Raw genomic sequence first — 15,280 nt, 5'->3', positions numbered from 1 at the left:
ATAAAGGAGGTATGGAAATGGCAAGCGGATCAACACAAGTAAAATACCTCGGCATTTATCAAAAGATTAAACAGCAAATTTTAGACGGTGAATATAAAATCAACGAAAAAATTCCGAGTAGCTCCGTCCTTGCTGAAGAATTCGATGTTTCAGCACTTACGATTAAAAAAGCGCTGGATCTATTAGTAAGAGACGGCTACATTATCCGTCGGCGCGGAAGTGGAACAGTGGTACAAGATTGGCATCAGCAGGAAAAGGCACGAATGATTCAAACTTTAACAGGTACGAAAGCTGTTTACGGTAGTGAGGTAGAAAGTAAAATTATCGAGTTTGCGATTGTAGGTGCTGATGAAGTAGTTGCTGAGAAATTGGGAGTTTCAATTGGTGATTTCGTCTATAAAATCATTCGCCTCCGCATCATTCACAGTATTCCGACGATTATGGAGCATACATGGATGCCAATTTCGATTATTCCAGGTGTTGAAGCTTCTGTTTTAGAGGAGTCGATATACTCACATATTCAAAATAAACTTGGTCTTGAAGTAGGGACATCTGTTGTCAGGGTTAAAGGGATTCGCCCAGATGATAGGGAAAAGCAGTTTATGAACTTAACAAATCAGGATTTCCTAATGCGAGTTGAGCAAGTAGCTTACTTAACGGATGGACGAACTTTTGAATATTCTTATGCAGATCATCTACCGGAAACCTTTGAGTTTGAAACAGTCATTACGGCAAAAAAATTATAAAGAGACATAAAATAGGTTGAGGCAAGCATTGTCTCAACCTATTTTATGTCTTCTACAGTTATGATTCATCTGCTGTAATCAGCATGGATGTGTTCCCGGTTTTTTCAAGATGAACTTCTCCCCAGGAACAGAGGGAATCGAGTATAGCTCCTAAAGACGAACCGTAATCCGTTAAAGAATACTCTACTTTTGGTGGTACTTGGTCATATACTTTCCTTTGGATTACACCATCTTCTTCTAGTTCCCGTAATTGTTGCGTTAACATTTTTTGCGTAATACCAGGCATTAAACGTTTTAATTCACTCGTTCTTTTTGTTCCTTTTTTTAAATGACAAAGGATAACAACTTTCCACTTTCCGCCAATAACTTCTAAAGTCGCTTCTACAGGAATATTGTATGTCTTCATAAAAAACTCCTTTGATGAATTTAGATTACAGTTGTGAGCCTACATCCGTTGCAATACTAAAATTATTTCTTTTTAGTACCTATAACACTTTAAAGTGCGTACTATTTATTGTGCTAAATATCGGTCATAATAACCGATGTAAGAGAGAAATAAGCAGAACGGCACTTAAAAATGCATATGTTACTTTTTAGTACCTATAACACTTTAAAGTACGTACTTTTTATTAGGATGAATATAATCCATAATAGCACTTGTAAGCAAGAAATGCGTGAAATGTGCTTTGAAGGAGCCATCATGCTATGGGGAATTTTACATGAGAATAATTTGTTGTGTTATTAAAATTAATCCAAGACTTAACAGTTGATTAATTGAACTGTAAAGTTTAAAATTACAGTAAGATTTTTAAAAGTGAGTTGTTAACGTCTGTAAAATGTAGCATGAATAATAGAGATAAATGAAACATTGCTGAATAATTAACATTATGTGAATTTGATTCTAAACTGTAATTTTTTTTAATACATTTCAATAAGCGATATTTAAAATGTACGTTTAATAACATTAAAGGAGTGAGTTAAATATGGTAATTCTATATACAACAGCAAGCTGTGCTTCATGCCGAAAAGCGAAAGCATGGCTTGAAGAGCATCAAATTGATTATATTGAAAAAAACATCGTATCAAATTCTATGACAGTTGATGAGCTTAAATCGATTCTTCGTTTAACTGAAGAGGGGGCTACTGAAATTATTTCAACTAGATCCAAAACTTTTCAGGACTTAAATATAAATATTGATGAGCTCTCGCTAAATGAATTTTATACATTAATAATTGAGCATCCACTAATGTTGCGTCGCCCGATTATGCTGGACGAAAAAAGATTGCAAATTGGTTTTAACGAAGAAGAAATTCGCAAATTTTTACCACGTAGTGTCCGAACATTTTTAAACATTGAACTGCAAAAGTTGGCTAATTAATAAGTAATAGTATGAAAGAGAAATTTTTTGAAAGGAGGAAACTGAAGGTGATAGAAGTATGCGTTACAGTTAATTATAAAGATAGAAACTATCAAACAAATGTCATTGTGAACAAAGATACGATTTGGACAAAAATTGAACAGTTGGCAGAAGAACAAGTGAAGAAACAGTGGGGTTTTTAAACTTAATTATTTAAAAAAATGAAGTTATATGCTAGAGATTATAACTAAATTCAAAATTTTTCAGGTATTAAATATAAATAAGAAATTTTCTTGAAAGGAGGAAGCAGAAGATGATTGAAGTATGTGTTACAGTTAATTATAATAATAGAAATTATCAAACAAATGTTATTGTGAGTAAAGATACGATTTGGACAAAAATTGAACAGTTGGCAGAAGAACAAGTGAAGAAACAGTGGAGTGTTTAATTTTCTTTTTAACTTAAAAAGCTAAATGAAGTTATCAGATATAGGTGGGACGGGATAGAATATAAGGGAATTAATTTTTTATGGCAAGAAGCATCCACATGTTTTAACGTTCTAACCAATCTGTAATATTTATGGCTACAGTATGTTAATATATGAGAAACAATATTTTTAATCGTAGGAGGAAAATCATGAACAGCGACTTTACCTTGGCCATACACAGTTTAACTTATTTAGCTTTACAGCCAGACCGGATGTCAACAAGTAATGCTATTTCAGAAAGTGCAGGTGTTCATCCAGTACGCATTCGCAAAGTACTAAGTTTGTTAAAAAAACATAAGTTTATACAATCGAAAGAGGGGACTGGTGGCGGTTTTATTTTCGCTCGCGATTTAGATGAAATTAATCTTTGGCATATTTATCAGATAACCTCTGAAGGTGCTTTGCAACCGAAGTGTCCAGAATCAAACAATCAGTGTGTTGTAGGTTCGAATATGCGAAAAGTTCTTTTCGCTATTTTCTTAGGTGCTGAAGAGCATCTAGGTGAATACTTAAAGAATTATACAATGAAAGAAGTTGTTGACCTTATCAATCAAGAGCGTTAAGCGGCTTAATTATTATATAGCCGTGAGTTCTTAACACTTAAATGTAATGAAAAATATTACAGTATAATTTGTTTTTATATCTTTTTTATCGTCACAAAAAATATTTATAGGAAGGTGAAACGGTATGATGTCAAATAATAATCATGTTTTAAAAGTAGGAGATTGGGTTCGTGGAATATCAAATGAAGGTGAATTAATAGTTGGTTATATTGTATCACTTGATGATGTAGAGGATATAGTTACAGTTAGTATTGTGAAACGTGACGGCCAGTACACAATAAACGAAGCGATTTTACTCTTTAGTAAACACGTTAACAAACTCCCTGAATCAAAGGTAATAAATAAGGAACAAATCCTTTATCTTATAGATCTTGCATTATTAACAGGGGATGAAGAATGGTTTATCGAGCTTTCTTCAAAATTAAACTCGATAAAAGAGCTAGTTAATGAGGGATTTTAAAATTTAAACTTTTGAGGGTGCACACAATCCGCCTTATGGGACACAATTACTTTTCGCATAAAAGGAAATGATGTAAAAACGATTCATTACAAGCATAGAGATATCCCTGAAGAAGAGCCGAACAAACTACAATTAAGATGATATTGAAGTGATTTGTTTGTGTATTCCTGATAACGAGAATTATGTAAATGAGCTGTCCATATGGGGCAGCTTTTTTGTTTTTTGCTCAGTGTAGCTTTTTAAATTGTATATGAATTCAATATTAATAATATATATCCTAAAATTTGGTTTTTGTATTTTGGGATTTTTTTCTTTTTACCTACATTAATTATTTATTAGAATATCTTTTATGTTTAAAATAAAATTTTTTGATAAAAGGGGATATAAGTATTTTTATAATAAGTCACCTAGAAAAACAATGTATTATTGTATTTTTTTACTAACTAATTCAGCTTTAAGCGATAAAAACAATGGCTACATGCTAACTGTAAAATATTATCCATATAAAATTATTCCGCTTTAATATTTCTGAAAATATAAAAATATTAATTTTATAAATATACACGTTATAATGAGGGCGTCGAGAGAAATTTTATTATCTCTGGAGAAAATATAAAAAATGCGATTATTAGTAAGAAAGGTGTGTGATTAGAGGCGAAATGTATGTAATGTGCTTCAGTGGCTTGTGTGAGCAATATCATCAGTGCTACCGAAGTTATGAAAGTAATGTATAGAATTGAGAAAGAAATGCCTCGCAAATGAAGAGAGGCCGGTTTAGCTAAAATTACTGTTAAAAGTAAAAAAGAGAAACCATTAAAGTAATACACTGTTATTAGAAATGTTGCAACGTATTTATGAAGTCTATTCTATATTGTTCTCTTAAGGGTTCTTTATATAAAGAGCGGATATTACGAGTAAACTTTTTTGTGAACGCTAACAATTATATTAGGACGCTAATTAGCGAATGTTTCAATTTGGATTCATTATGATGAAGGACATACAATGTGGGGCAACTTGTAAGGAATTCATTTTCCAAAAAGGGAATATTTGTTAGGTGCAAAGAGAGATGCAGGAATAGATACAAGGGGGAGTTATTATATGAACGGGAATACTGCAAAGAAAATAGAAGTTCAAGCTGAAAATACCGCACTAAAAAATGAGCAATATGCAGATCCGAAAAAGTGGCATAAGCAGGATACTACATGGGCACTCAGTCTATTTGGAACTGCAATTGGAGCAGGGGTGCTCTTTTTACCGATTAATGCAGGTTCAGGTGGTTTATTATCTTTACTACTAATTACATTGCTTGCATATCCAGTTATGTACTACTCACATAGGGCACTTGCTAAAATGATATACGCTTCTAATTCTGCTGATGAGGGGATCACAGGTACAATTAGAGAGTATTTCGGAAATAAAGCGAGTATCATTTTTAACATCGTATATTTCGGTTCAATTTATACAATCGTACTAATGTATTCGGTTGCGCTTACAAACACTGCAAGTAGTTTTATCGTGCATCAATTGCACATGCCAGAACCTCCAAGAGCTATTTTATCACTTGTATTAGTTCTTGGTCTTATCGCTATACTGAATTTTGGTCAAGATATTACTGTAAAGGTAATGAGTATGTTAGTGTATCCTTTCATAGTTTCTCTACTGTTTATCGCAATATCTTTAATTCCACAGTGGAATACGTCAATGCTTAGTTTTTCAGCTGTTTCAACTGCTTCAACAGGAACAGGCTATTTTGGGACGATATTGATGATTCTACCAATCATCGTATTCTCATTTAATCATTCACCTATGATTTCATCATTTGTTGTGAAACAGAGAGCTACGTATGGAATCGAAGCCACTGATGCTAAATGTGCGCAAATACAAAAGGTTTGTTATATCATGACATTCGCTGTTGTTATGTTCTTCGTTTGGAGTAGCGCATTGAGCTTGACTCCAGATGATATAAAAATGGCAAAAGAACAAAACTTATCAATTCTTTCATATCTTGCTAATGAGCTTAATTCGCCTGTAATCACTATTGCAGCTCCAATTATTGCTTTTGTGGCTATTACAAAGTCTTTCCTAGGCCATTATATAGGAGCATTTGAAGTAATGCGTGACATGATTATTAAGTTTGGTAAATCACGTGGAAAAGATATTGAAGAAAAAACAATTAAGACAATAATTCTTACTTTTGTTGTATTATCATGCTGGTTTGTTGCTTATACAAATCCAAGTATTCTTGGACTTATTGATTCTCTAAGCGGTCCTTTAGTTGCTGCTATCTTATGTCTATTACCGATGTATGCGATTCAAAAAGTGCCAGTACTAGCTAAATACAAAGGGAAAATGAGCAACGTATTTGTTATTATTGTAGGTGTACTTACAGTTTTAGCAAGTATTAAGTCATTATTCTAATTCACTACTGTTGGTTTTAGTATCAAAATAGTTGGATCTGAGAAAATAAGGAGCAAGTTTTGAATAGTTTTTTTCAAAACTTGCTCTTAAAATATTCTAAGGAATTAATTTTACAAATAAGTTTATTCATATTAGTCATCTAGCGTTTTGGTCATATACTCATCCAATATTATCAAGACCTAAATCGAAAAATTTTAAATATCAAGCGCCTAACGTATTATATATCCCTAATATGTTAGGCGCTTTTATTTTGGATAATAAATTTTGAACCTGAATTTGAATAGTATATTTCTCTATTTGATGCTTATTTAATATTGTAAAATGTGTATTGAAAATTCGAGGTTTTAAAAGTATCATATACATATTCAAACATTTGAAGATGTATATGATACTTTTTGAAATTGAGGAAAAGTAACGGAGGGATTTCAATGGGAAACGAAATGCAACAATTTAAAGCAGATTTCTTTAAAGCCTTAGCACACCCTTTGCGAATAGGTATTTTAGAATTATTGTCAGAAGGTGAAAAAAGCGTAAACGAAATTCAAGATATTTTAAATAAGGAAGGCTCAGCTGTTTCTCAGCAATTAAGTGTACTACGTTCAAAAAATATTGTTGTTGGTAGGAAAGATGGAAAAAGAGTTTTATATTCTTTACGAGACCCTATTATTGTGGATTTATTGGTGGTTGCACGGAAGATTTTCAACAACCATTTAATCGATACGATTTCAATGTTAGAAGAGCTAGATGAAGCAGAAAGTGAAATGATGGCCAAGGAGGGATAGGTTGAGTATTGAGGTTAAGAAAGAAGATATCATCCAACATGGGATTGAAACATTTCGCTCATTAGGAGCTCATTACGTTTGTGAAGTTTGTATAAAAAGTGGAAATTCTTGTTGTTTTTCATGCCAACATTTACAAGATGGAGTTGGATGTCGAAAAAGAAATACTGCTTGTACAGCTTGGTTATGTGGAATTCAAGGTTTTTTATTTGATCAAATAGGATTACTGGATGAATGGAATCGTTTTTGGAGTGAAATTCCAGGACAAATGTTTCGTAGAGATATTACTCCAGATAAGGTAAGGATTAGATCGTTTATTGATACGAAGAAGCTAGATAGTCGAGCCGGAGAACGTTTAGCAGAAAGATTGAAATTCTATGTACAACAAGGTGGAGATATAGGTGAATTGGAGTGTCATTTAAGTAAAACATATAGTAAATATTAGGATGTTTTTTATTTTTGTGAAAAGGACAATTTTCTGTATAAGGGACCGAGAAATACATTTGTAATCCAGATCTATTAAAAATAGAAAAGAAGGGTTTGTAATGAGAAAGTTATTTACAGGAAGGTTTGAAGGATATTCATTAGCACATTTTCAAAAGGATCTTCTTTCAGGAATGATTGTTGGAGTTGTTGCGATTCCACTTGCTATGTCTTTTGCTATAGCCTCTGGTGTTAAGCCAGAGTATGGGATTTATACAACCTGTATTGCTGGAATACTCATTTCACTGTTTGGTGGTTCGAAGTATCAAATTGGAGGACCTACAGGTGCTTTTGTTCCGATTCTTTTAGGAGTTGTAATTACCTATGGATACGAAAATTTACTACTCGCGGGTTTGTTAGCTGGAATTATTTTATGTCTTATGGGAATCTTCAAACTAGGCTCTTTAATTAAGTTTATTCCACGTCCTGTAACAATTGGCTTTACTTCAGGTATTGCTGTTATTATCTTTACGGGACAAATTGCTAGTTTTTTAGGTTTAACAGGTATAAAAAAGCATGAGGAATTTCTAGCGAATTTGAAGGAACTCTTCACTCATATCAGTACTACCAATTTTTATAGTGTTATAACTGCTTTGATTTGCTTTTTTGTTATACTCATAACACCAAAGATTTTACCAAAAGTGCCTGGTTCATTAGTAGGTGTTGTTATTTCAACTGTAATTGCAACTGTATTTTTCTCAGGTCATGTACCTACTATTGGTACAGCATATGGCACGATTCCAAATACACTTCCTCAGTTTGATATACCAGAAATCACATTAGAACGTATAAAACAGTTAATTGGTCCTGCATTTGTTATTGCGATGCTCGGTGGAATTGAGTCGCTTTTATCCGCTGTCGTGGCAGATGGTATGACAAATAGTAAACACAACAGTAACAAAGAGCTTGTCGGTCAGGGGATTGCAAATATTGTTACCCCGTTATTTGGCGGGATTCCAGCAACTGGAGCAATTGCTCGTACAGCGACTAATATTAAGAGTGGGGCTGTATCTCCGATGTCGGGTATTATTCATGGGGGATTTGTGTTATTGACACTTTTACTGTTAGCTCCATATGCTTCACATATTCCTCTTGCTAGTATGGCTCCCATTTTAATGGTGGTAGCTTGGAATATGAGCGAACAAAAACATTTTTATCACATACTCAAAATGAAGACAGGAGATTCCCTTGTATTACTAGTAACATTTTTACTTACTGTATTTACTAGTTTAACAACAGCTGTGGAGATCGGTCTTATTTTAGCTGTTATTTTGTTTACAAAACGTATGAGTAATATGCTTGTTATATCTAAAGTGCTTCCTGATCATACAAAAAAGAATGAAAAATTGTTATCGCATGTGGTAAATAAAGCTCATGATTGTCCACAAATTAGTATTTATACAATAGAAGGCCCATTATTCTTTGGGGCTGCTCAAACATTTGAACAAAATATTTTAGCGACTATTCATTATAAACCTAAAGTTTTAATTTTACGTATGGGAAAAGTTCCTTTTATTGATACCACAGGAGAGTCTTACTTTAGGAATATTGTTCAGCACTTCAAAAAACAAGGTGGCGTACTTCTTATTTCTGGAATTCAATCAGAGCTAAAAGCCAATCTAGATAAGAATGGATTGTACGCTGAGATTGGGAAAGAAAACTTTTTTGATCATACCGGGGAAGCAATTAATTGTGCTTTAGGACATCTGAATACAAAAAAATGTATAGGGTGTAAGCATTTTGCTTTTCATGAGTGTACAGGGCTTTCTCAGCAATCTCAGGAAATCAATACAATAAAGAATAAAGTAAATGCATTAGATTTTTAAAAATTTCACTTCACATACAAAGTTTGTTTGATTTCATCTACTTTTTCATCATTTTATTAAAAAATAGAGAAGAAGAAAGTTTGCTTTGGAGAATGTAGAGAAGATTTTTTACAAGGTGTGAACAAGTAGTTTTTTTATACATTCAACAAATAAGTATCAAACAGTAAGAAGAGAATATTTTCCGTATATTTAAACGGAAAAGGGAAATTAAAAATAATATTTATTTAATAGAATACACGAAAACGAGTGGAGGAAATAAAAATATGTCTAATTTACCAAATTGTCCAAAATGTAATTCAGAATACACTTACGAAGATGGGAATCTTTTTGTTTGTCCAGAATGTGCTCATGAGTGGACTTTAGAATTAGAAGCTGAAAATAGTGAAGATACAAAGGTAATTAAAGATGCAAATGGAAATATTTTAAACGATGGTGATTCTGTAACAGTAATTAAAGATCTTAAAGTAAAAGGAACTTCATCAGTTGTAAAAATTGGTACAAAAGTAAAGAGTATCCGATTAGTTGATGGAGATCATAATATTGATTGTAAAATTGATGGTTTTGGAGCTATGAAATTAAAATCTGAATTTGTTAAAAAGGTATAAATACAATTTTGTTACATCAAAATTAGTTTGAAGTTAATGAATATACACTGTTTTTCAGCTGTACCCCGTGCCCAACAACTTAAGAATTTCGAATTACCTTGAAATGATAAAATGAACTTTGGGTTATGATTCAGCAGAGTTTTTGGGGAGTACCATGAAATTTTAGCTTGCTAGCAATATAGTACTGCCGAAATATTTGAAATAGCTATAAGACTATTCTTTCGATGGTATGATGAAAGATGTGGAAAAGGAATAGGTATCAATCAGACCTCAATATTAACCTTCACTATTAGCAACAAAAAACCACCTCTCATAAAGGTGGTTTTTCAGTATTAATATATTTTAATTAGTCACGTCTAAATGGCCCTTTTGGAGCAATTAGCTCTAAATTAGTACCATCTGAATCGGGGAAGTAGGCAACTCCTGTACCAATTCCAGATTTCTAGCCATCTTCTTGAAAGATAATTGGTTCTCCATATGGGTGCTATCTTATGCCCATCAGGCTAACAAAATGGATTGCCTCTGAAACAAAAAAATGATTTTTATTACTATAAAAAACGTAAAGTATCTGTTTTTAGAAAAAATTAATTTTTATAAATTGATGGAGATATAACTCAATTCTTTTATATATTTAGTTAAATATGATTGTCAGAATGAACTTAAAGTAATTATGATTTCTAGAAATGCGAACTGATGTTTTGAATTGGTTTAAAGTTGCTAGAACAAAATAAAACCAATTGAGCAAAAAAACTTGCAAAAATAAAAAGAGAGATGTATATTAATTGATGTATCAATAATTGATATATCAATTAATATTTTGACAAGAAAGAAAAGGAACATTTTATGAAGGAAATGTTCGTAAATATCAGTGGAGAAGAACGCAAAATACTTATTCATGTTCTATTACAGGTGCAAAAAAATGTAGAGAATATTAAAGAATAGAGAGTGTAGGGGGCAGAATAGTGTGGAAATAATCGCAGCTATTTTAGTCGGGATCGTAGCATTAGAACATTTGTTTATCATGATCCTTGAAATGTTTTTTATTGATTCAAAAGTAGCGAAACGTGCTTTCAAATTACCGAAGCATTTAGAAGGAGATCGAAACGTAGCCATTATGTTTGCAAACCAAGGTTTATATAATGGATTTTTAGCGGCTGGTCTCATTTGGGGACTTGTACTTGGACTCAATCCAATTGGTTATATGGTCCAATTATTTTTCGTGATTTGTGTGGTGGTAGCAGCTATTTTCGGAGGTTTCACATCTAATAAATCAATTATTGTGAAACAAGGACTTCCAGCTGTTTTAGCACTGGTTGCCCTTTTATGTATGATATAGAATCAAAGTTTCTCAATAAAAGAACTCATTTTTGAAAAATACGCTATTCTTTCTGTAGAATTATAGGAAAGGATGGCGTTTTTGTATGTCTATTTCTATAAGTAGTGAATTATAACTATTCCCTCAAGGGACTCAACTGCTTTTCAGCTTTTGGATATATTTTCATCCATCTTTGTTTCCTCCTATTGTTGGATAGTGTAATAATTGATAAAAATTTTGATGAAATTGGATTATAACGATTGATCAAAAAAGTTAGTGATTAAAAATATTATTCTTTAGTACATACATTTTTAAGATGTTAAATATATTTCATAATAGTCTCTGTAAGATAGGGATAAGTAGAATAGTACTTTAAAGTACCTATAGCACTTTAAAGTGCGTACTTTTTATAACTTTGAATATCATTCATAATAGCACCAGTAAGAAGAAAACAAGCTTTACGGTACTACTAGTTACCAACGATGTTACAGCAGTTTATTTGGAATCAGATTGATTGAAGGGTTGTACTATATGGCCTAATAATTTCGAAAAAATGTCGGTGTGGCATAAAACAATTATGGAGGTTAAAAATATGAGCACTTCAAATTTGAATGAAATAAGTAAACAAATTTTAAAAGAGGAGGAAACGCTTCAATTTTCCTCTTTTACAAATGAAGATGCCTTGCAACTAGGTTTATTTATCGTTGAAACAGCAAAGCGAGAGGGGAAATTGATTGCTGTTGATATAACGAAAAATGGTGTGCAATTATTTCATTTCAAGATGACAGGGACAAATGCGGAAAATACGAAATGGATTGAGCGTAAAAAACGAGTCGTTTCCCTGCATGATCGTAGCTCGTATTATATGCAGATACAAAGTGAAATAACTGGAATTTCATATAATGAAAAATATCTTTTAGATACTTCGGAATATGCTGCGTTTGGTGGATGCTTTCCTATCAGGATAAAAAACGTAGGGGTTATTGGAATGATAACAGTTTCAGGATTACCACCAGAAGAAGATCACGAATTGGTAGTAAGAGCAGTTAAAAATCATTTGAACCAATAGTTGTAACTAGTCAATAGATAATTAAATTTAGGGGGCAATACTATGCCATTAATCGAGCTAAATACTTGGCCAACCATGTCAACAGAAGAAAAGAAGGAATTTATTTATAGTGTAACGGAACTTACAATAAAACTATTAAAAATTGTCCCTGACAAAATTCAAGTGTTGATAACAGAACTTGAGAAAGAAAACTGGGGGAAAGCTGGGGCTGTAGCAAGTGATGCTACCTTTGCTGTGAAAAGTAGGGTGTCCGATTGGGAGACAAAAGAGTCTTACGATACACTAGGTCGTAACGTTAATGGAATGGCTATTATTAAGGTTGATATATGGAATACATTTGATCAAGAGACAAAGGATAAGTGGGTAAACGAACTTACACAAGTAACATCTAAATATACTCATGCACCTTTGGATAAAGTGCTAATTCTTATTCGTGAAATGATTCCAGGGAACTGGGGACAAAGTGGTGTAACAGGAGCTAATGCAGATTTCCTTTCCAAAAGTCGTACATTTTAATCATTAAATAAAAAAGGCAAAAATGAACACATTTCTGTTCGTTTTTGCCTTTTTATTATTTGTCTGTGGTAATGAACATGATCCTTTATATGTTTAAGTAATATTCTCTAAAGTTGCCTCTACGGGAAAGTGTATTTCTTCATTTGAAAGTCTTTTTCATGGAATGTAGATTTCAATTTTTGAGCAAAATAAGCTAGGTTATATAAATGTTACTTTTTAGTACCTATAGTACTTTAAAGTACGTACTTTTTATTAGGGTGATTATCATTCATAATAGCACATGTAAGAGAGAAACAAGCTTTACGGTACTGGTAACTAACTATGTTACTTTTTAGTACCTACAGCACTTTAAAGTACGTACTATTCATTGTATTGAATATATTTCATAATAGTACATGTAAGAGAGAGACAAGCTTTACGGTACTAAAAAGTACCTATAGTACTTTAAAGTGCGTTCTTTAAAAAAAGAATGAAACCATTCATAATAGCGTTTGTAGAGATTAAATATGTTTTTTAGAAGATAAAAGGGCCTTTTTATCGCACTATTATGATAGGAATTATAGGGAAGAGGGGAAACTCAATTGAATTCATATACAGCATCGTCTTCAGAAGTTCAGACGAATCGAAGAAGTATATTTGCGTTGTTAGCGTTAGCAATTAGTGCGTTCGGGATTGGGACAACTGAATTTGTTAGTGTCGGTTTATTACCATCTATTTCGGAAGATTTACATGTGTCGGTTACAACGGCTGGTTTAACAGTTTCTTTATATGCGTTAGGCGTAGCGTTTGGGGCTCCAGTATTAACGTCATTAACAGCTAATATGTCACGAAAAACGTTATTAATGTGGATTATGATTATTTTCATTATTGGTAACGGAATCGCAGCGGTAGCAACAAGCTTCACTGTATTACTTATTGCGCGAATTATTTCTGCACTTTCGCATGGTGTGTTTATGTCAATTGGTTCAACAATTGCTGCGGCACTTGTCCCAGAAAATAAACGGGCTAGCGCGATTGCGATTATGTTTACTGGTGTAACAGTTGCAACTATTACAGGTGCACCAATTGGAACATTTATTGGTCAACAATTTGGCTGGAGAACATCATTTTTAGCAATTGTAGTAATTGGAATTATCGCCTTAATTGCAAATAGTATTCTCATTCCATCTAATATGAAAAAAGGTGCGTCTGTATCATTCCGCGATCAATTTAAACTGATTACGAACGGAAGACTGTTACTAGTTTTCATTATTACTGCATTAGGATATGGGGGAACATTCGTAACTTTTACGTATTTATCTCCGTTATTACAAGAGGTAACAGGATTTAAAGCAAATACGGTTACTATCATTTTATTAGTGTATGGAATCGCCATTGCGATAGGGAATGTGATTGGCGGAAAATTATCGAATCATAATCCAATTCGAGCGCTATTCTACATGTTCTTTATTCAAGCGATTATACTATTTGTTTTAACATTTACGGCACCATTTAAGGTAGCTGGGTTAATCACAATTATTTTAATGGGGCTATTCGCATTTATGAATGTTCCAGGGTTACAAGTATATGTCGTAATGTTAGCTGAACGATTTGTACCGAGTGCTGTCGATGTTGCATCGGCAATTAATATTGCGGCGTTTAATGCTGGGATTGCTCTTGGTGCTTATTTAGGCGGTATTGTAACGAACTCGTTAGGGTTAATTCATACAGCTTGGGTAGGCGGCATTATGGTAGTAGGTGCTGTTATTTTAACAGCATGGAGCATGACATTAGAAAAAAGAGATCAAGTAAAATAAAAGGAGAGAAAATAAAATGAAAAACTTACAAAGTAAAACAGTATTAAGTAATGGTGTGGAAATGCCTTGGTTTGGTTTAGGTGTATTTAAAGTAGAAGAAGGACCAGAACTTGTAGAAGCGATTAAATCAGCAATTAAAGCAGGATACCGCAGCATTGATACAGCTGCAATTTACGGAAATGAAGCAGCTGTAGGTGAGGGGATTCGTGCCGGTATTGAAACAACTGGTATTTCAAGAGAAGAATTATTTATTACTTCAAAAGTATGGAACGCAGATCAAGGATATGAAGAAACGATTGCTGCATACGAAGAGAGCTTAAAAAAATTAAAGCTAGATTATTTAGATTTATATCTTGTTCACTGGCCTGTAGAAGGGAAATATAAAGATACATGGAGAGCGTTAGAAACACTTTATAAAGAAAAGCGTGTACGTGCAATTGGCGTAAGTAATTTCCAAATTCACCATCTGCAAGATGTAATAAAAGATGCAGAAATTAAGCCGATGATCAATCAAGTAGAATACCATCCTCGTTTAACACAAAAAGAATTACAAGCTTTCTGTAAAGAACAAGGTATTCAAATGGAAGCATGGTCACCACTTATGCAAGGTCAATTATTAGATAATGAAACATTACAGGCTATTGCTGAGAAACATGGTAAAACAACAGCACAAGTGATTTTACGTTGGGACCTTCAAAATGAAGTGATCACAATTCCAAAATCAACGAAAGAGCACCGCATTATTGCAAATGCAGATGTATTTAACTTTGAATTAACGAAAGAAGATATGGAAAAAATCGATGCATTAAATCAAAATCACCGCGTTGGTCCAGATCCTGATAACTTTGATTTCTAATAG

The 15,280-nt window shown here is 33.0% G+C and carries 16 protein-coding genes and 3 pseudogenes; 17 read left to right on the top strand and 2 right to left on the bottom strand.

Annotated features, from left to right (window positions below):
* The first annotated feature begins 17 nt into the window (after positions 1–17).
* Positions 18–756 (top strand): annotated as a pseudogene (locus GD442_RS16075) (GntR family transcriptional regulator).
* Between the two features lie 48 nt (positions 757–804).
* Here GD442_RS16075 and GD442_RS16070 read toward each other — a convergent pair.
* Complete coding sequence (locus GD442_RS16070; protein WP_000860832.1) at positions 805–1,152, bottom strand: winged helix-turn-helix transcriptional regulator; 348 nt, start codon at positions 1,150–1,152, stop codon at positions 805–807.
* Positions 1,153–1,729: 577 nt separating this feature from the next.
* On the opposite strand from GD442_RS16070, the gene spxA reads away from it, so the two are divergent.
* From spxA to GD442_RS16020, 11 genes and pseudogenes are all read left to right on the top strand, one after another.
* The gene (gene spxA / locus GD442_RS16065) at positions 1,730–2,125 is read left to right on the top strand and encodes a transcriptional regulator SpxA (protein ID WP_000236189.1); all 396 of its coding nucleotides are present in this window, start codon (positions 1,730–1,732) and stop codon (positions 2,123–2,125) included.
* Positions 2,126–2,172: 47 nt separating this feature from the next.
* Entirely contained in the window at positions 2,173–2,307 is a 135-nt protein-coding gene (locus GD442_RS16060; protein WP_000573515.1) for a BA3454 family stress response protein, read from the top strand.
* Positions 2,308–2,417: 110 nt separating this feature from the next.
* Positions 2,418–2,552 carry a BA3454 family stress response protein gene (locus GD442_RS16055; protein ID WP_000573538.1) on the top strand — a complete coding sequence of 45 codons (135 nt, stop codon included), beginning with the start codon at positions 2,418–2,420 and terminating at the stop codon, positions 2,550–2,552.
* 188 nt (positions 2,553–2,740) lie between these two features.
* On the top strand, positions 2,741–3,154 hold the full coding sequence (gene saiR, locus GD442_RS16050; RefSeq protein WP_001083465.1) for an Rrf2-family transcriptional regulator SaiR: 414 nt from the start codon (positions 2,741–2,743) through the stop codon (positions 3,152–3,154).
* A gap of 124 nt (positions 3,155–3,278) precedes the next feature.
* Positions 3,279–3,614 (top strand): IDEAL domain-containing protein, encoded by a 336-nt coding sequence (locus GD442_RS16045; protein WP_000987462.1) that lies wholly within the window; start codon positions 3,279–3,281, stop codon positions 3,612–3,614.
* A 7-nt stretch (positions 3,615–3,621) separates the two neighbouring features.
* A pseudogene (locus GD442_RS27805) lies at positions 3,622–3,755 on the top strand (DUF3888 domain-containing protein); the annotation flags it as partial.
* Positions 3,756–4,712: 957 nt separating this feature from the next.
* A complete protein-coding gene (locus tag GD442_RS16040) occupies positions 4,713–6,032 on the top strand; it encodes an aromatic amino acid transport family protein (RefSeq protein WP_001014168.1) in 1,320 nt (439 codons plus the stop codon).
* 428 nt (positions 6,033–6,460) lie between these two features.
* Positions 6,461–6,814 (top strand): ArsR/SmtB family transcription factor, encoded by a 354-nt coding sequence (locus GD442_RS16035; RefSeq protein WP_000526187.1) that lies wholly within the window; start codon positions 6,461–6,463, stop codon positions 6,812–6,814.
* 1 nt (position 6,815) lies between these two features.
* A complete protein-coding gene (locus GD442_RS16030; protein WP_000021460.1) occupies positions 6,816–7,256 on the top strand; it encodes a hypothetical protein in 441 nt (146 codons plus the stop codon).
* A gap of 100 nt (positions 7,257–7,356) precedes the next feature.
* On the top strand, positions 7,357–9,120 hold the full coding sequence (locus tag GD442_RS16025; RefSeq protein ID WP_001228485.1) for a SulP family inorganic anion transporter: 1,764 nt from the start codon (positions 7,357–7,359) through the stop codon (positions 9,118–9,120).
* Positions 9,121–9,383: 263 nt separating this feature from the next.
* A complete protein-coding gene (locus GD442_RS16020; RefSeq protein WP_000067659.1) occupies positions 9,384–9,725 on the top strand; it encodes a zinc ribbon domain-containing protein YjdM in 342 nt (113 codons plus the stop codon).
* Between the two features lie 346 nt (positions 9,726–10,071).
* On the opposite strand, the pseudogene GD442_RS28520 reads toward GD442_RS16020, so the two are convergent.
* Positions 10,072–10,206, bottom strand: a pseudogene (locus tag GD442_RS28520) (VOC family protein); the annotation flags it as partial.
* Positions 10,207–10,689: 483 nt separating this feature from the next.
* Between GD442_RS28520 and GD442_RS16010 the strand changes: the two are divergent.
* The 5 genes from GD442_RS16010 to GD442_RS15990 all read left to right on the top strand — a co-directional run bounded on the left by GD442_RS16010 (position 10,690) and on the right by GD442_RS15990 (position 15,277).
* Entirely contained in the window at positions 10,690–11,061 is a 372-nt protein-coding gene (locus GD442_RS16010; protein WP_000402473.1) for a DUF1304 domain-containing protein, read from the top strand.
* Positions 11,062–11,593: 532 nt separating this feature from the next.
* Positions 11,594–12,109: a heme-degrading domain-containing protein gene (locus tag GD442_RS16005; RefSeq protein WP_002195678.1), complete on the top strand. Its 516-nt coding sequence runs from the start codon at positions 11,594–11,596 to the stop codon at positions 12,107–12,109.
* 42 nt (positions 12,110–12,151) lie between these two features.
* The gene (locus GD442_RS16000; protein ID WP_001128308.1) at positions 12,152–12,625 is read left to right on the top strand and encodes a tautomerase family protein; all 474 of its coding nucleotides are present in this window, start codon (positions 12,152–12,154) and stop codon (positions 12,623–12,625) included.
* A 581-nt stretch (positions 12,626–13,206) separates the two neighbouring features.
* A complete protein-coding gene (locus GD442_RS15995) occupies positions 13,207–14,421 on the top strand; it encodes an MFS transporter (protein ID WP_001089891.1) in 1,215 nt (404 codons plus the stop codon).
* Positions 14,422–14,437: 16 nt separating this feature from the next.
* Positions 14,438–15,277 carry an aldo/keto reductase gene (locus GD442_RS15990; RefSeq protein ID WP_000793565.1) on the top strand — a complete coding sequence of 280 codons (840 nt, stop codon included), beginning with the start codon at positions 14,438–14,440 and terminating at the stop codon, positions 15,275–15,277.
* Positions 15,278–15,280 lie beyond the last annotated feature (3 nt).

This window comes from Bacillus sp. A260, assembly GCF_009861435.1.
Lineage (GTDB): Bacteria > Bacillota > Bacilli > Bacillales > Bacillaceae_G > Bacillus_A > Bacillus_A cereus.
This window is presented reverse-complemented; position numbering and strand designations above follow the sequence as displayed.

What these genes read in the sequence shown, in the direction of transcription:
- GD442_RS16070 (WP_000860832.1), bottom strand. Translation starts at nt 1,152, where the DNA reads ATGAAGACATACAATATTCCTGTAGAAGCGACTTTAGAAGTTATTGGC.
- spxA (WP_000236189.1), top strand. Translation starts at nt 1,730, where the DNA reads ATGGTAATTCTATATACAACAGCAAGCTGTGCTTCATGCCGAAAAGCG.
- GD442_RS16055 (WP_000573538.1), top strand. Translation starts at nt 2,418, where the DNA reads ATGATTGAAGTATGTGTTACAGTTAATTATAATAATAGAAATTATCAA.
- saiR (WP_001083465.1), top strand. Translation starts at nt 2,741, where the DNA reads ATGAACAGCGACTTTACCTTGGCCATACACAGTTTAACTTATTTAGCT.
- GD442_RS16045 (WP_000987462.1), top strand. Translation starts at nt 3,279, where the DNA reads ATGATGTCAAATAATAATCATGTTTTAAAAGTAGGAGATTGGGTTCGT.
- GD442_RS16040 (WP_001014168.1), top strand. Translation starts at nt 4,713, where the DNA reads ATGAACGGGAATACTGCAAAGAAAATAGAAGTTCAAGCTGAAAATACC.
- GD442_RS16035 (WP_000526187.1), top strand. Translation starts at nt 6,461, where the DNA reads ATGGGAAACGAAATGCAACAATTTAAAGCAGATTTCTTTAAAGCCTTA.
- GD442_RS16025 (WP_001228485.1), top strand. Translation starts at nt 7,357, where the DNA reads ATGAGAAAGTTATTTACAGGAAGGTTTGAAGGATATTCATTAGCACAT.
- GD442_RS16020 (WP_000067659.1), top strand. Translation starts at nt 9,384, where the DNA reads ATGTCTAATTTACCAAATTGTCCAAAATGTAATTCAGAATACACTTAC.
- GD442_RS16005 (WP_002195678.1), top strand. Translation starts at nt 11,594, where the DNA reads ATGTCGGTGTGGCATAAAACAATTATGGAGGTTAAAAATATGAGCACT.
- GD442_RS16000 (WP_001128308.1), top strand. Translation starts at nt 12,152, where the DNA reads ATGCCATTAATCGAGCTAAATACTTGGCCAACCATGTCAACAGAAGAA.
- GD442_RS15990 (WP_000793565.1), top strand. Translation starts at nt 14,438, where the DNA reads ATGAAAAACTTACAAAGTAAAACAGTATTAAGTAATGGTGTGGAAATG.